Raw genomic sequence first — 1,540 nt, forward strand, 5'->3', positions numbered from 1 at the left:
CCTATTCCAGGGCCAAAACCCTGCTCGAACGCGTCCGCCTGCCCGATCCTGACTCGGCCCTGCGCGCCTTCCCGCACCAGCTTTCCGGCGGCCAGAAGCAGCGTGTGGCGATCGCCGCCGCCATTGCGGCCGGTCCGAAATTGCTGATCGCCGACGAAGCGACCAGCGCGCTCGATACCATCGTGCAGGCCGAGATCGTCGCCTTGATCCGACGCCTGGTGACCGAGGACGGCATGACGCTGCTGTTCATCAGCCATGACATCGCGCTGGCGGCCGAGCTTGCCGGGCGCATCGCCGTTTTCCGCCATGGGCAGTTGGTCGAGCTTGGCATGACGGCGCAGATTGTCGGCGCCCCGGCCCAGCCCTATACGCGCGCATTGCTCGATGCCGATATCGGCCTCGACACCAAGCCGCTGCTGAACCGAGCCGGGCTCCACGCATGAGCCTGCTGGCGGTGTCCAACCTCACCAAGCGCTACCGTCGCGGCGACAACACCATCGCTGCAGTCGACGATGTCTCCTTTCACATCGAGCCGGGTGAAACGCTGGCGTTGGCCGGACCCTCCGGCAGCGGCAAATCGACGATCGCGCGGGTGGTGCTGCGATTGATCGAGCCGGACGACGGACGCATCGAGTTCGAAGGCGACGATTTCCTGGCCCTGCGCAGCGCAGCACTGCGTGCCCGCCGCGCGCGCCTGCAAATGGTGTTCCAGGACCCGCTTGCCGCCTTCAACCCGCGCGCCACGGTGGCGCGTGTGCTCGACGATCCCTTGCGCATCCATGGCATCGCTTCCCGCAGCGAGCGCCCGCGCCGCATCGCCGCCTTGCTGGAGCGCGTCGGGCTGACGGCAGACCTCGCCCCGCGTGCCATCCACGAAATTTCAGGCGGTCAGCGGCAGCGCGTCGCCATTGCCCGCGCCATCGCCACGAAGCCGTCGCTGATCGTGCTCGATGAAGCGGTGTCGGCGCTCGACGTTTCCGTGCGCGGGGAGATCCTCGAGCTTTTGCTCGACCTGCAGCGCCAGGAAAAGATCGCCTATCTCTTCATTTCACATGATCTCGGCGTCATCCGGTCGGTCGCCCACCGCGTCATCCTTCTCGACGCCGGCCGGGTTGCCGAGAACGGCGATGCCCGAACCGTCATCGACGCACCGCAATCGGCCATTGGAAAGGCGCTGGTGGCGGCAGCACCGAGATTGAACCGGACCCTGATGCGGCTGGCGTCGGCCGGCCTCGATTGAGACCCGGCCGCCACCATCCGTTCGCTCAATAGCCGACGGTGAAGCGCTGCCTGATATGGGCCGGCTTCTCGATCTCGTCGACCATGACGATCGCGTAGTCCTCGAAGGAAATGCTGCTGCCCTTGTCGGAGGCGAGAAGCGTGTCCTTGCCGAGGCGGAATTTGCCGGTGCGCTCGCCAGGCACGAACATGGCGGATGGCGACAGGAACGTCCAATCGAGGTCCTCGACCGTCTTCAATCTGTCCAGGAAGTCGGCGCCCTTCTGCGCTTCTGCCTTGTAGATCGCCGGGAAGTTGGGGC

2 protein-coding genes and 1 pseudogene are annotated in these 1,540 nt (G+C 66.0%); 2 read left to right on the forward strand and 1 reads right to left on the reverse strand.

Going from position 1 to position 1,540, the window contains the following annotated elements:
- Together EN991_RS35615 and EN991_RS35620 are read left to right on the forward strand one after the other, a co-directional pair.
- On the forward strand, nt 1-443 hold a 443-nt coding region (locus tag EN991_RS35615), incomplete at its 5' end, for an ATP-binding cassette domain-containing protein (protein WP_164769637.1).
- Nucleotides 440-1,240 carry an ATP-binding cassette domain-containing protein gene (locus tag EN991_RS35620; protein ID WP_063173128.1) on the forward strand — a complete coding sequence of 267 codons (801 nt, stop codon included), beginning with the start codon at nt 440-442 and terminating at the stop codon, nt 1,238-1,240. The genes EN991_RS35615 and EN991_RS35620, both read left to right, overlap by 4 nt.
- A 25-nt stretch (nt 1,241-1,265) precedes the next feature.
- On the opposite strand, the pseudogene EN991_RS35625 reads toward EN991_RS35620, so the two are convergent.
- A pseudogene (locus EN991_RS35625) lies at nt 1,266-1,540 on the reverse strand (NAD(P)-dependent oxidoreductase); the annotation flags it as partial.

The organism is Mesorhizobium sp. M7A.F.Ca.US.005.03.2.1 (genome assembly GCF_003997795.1).
GTDB lineage: Bacteria > Pseudomonadota > Alphaproteobacteria > Rhizobiales > Rhizobiaceae > Mesorhizobium > Mesorhizobium ciceri.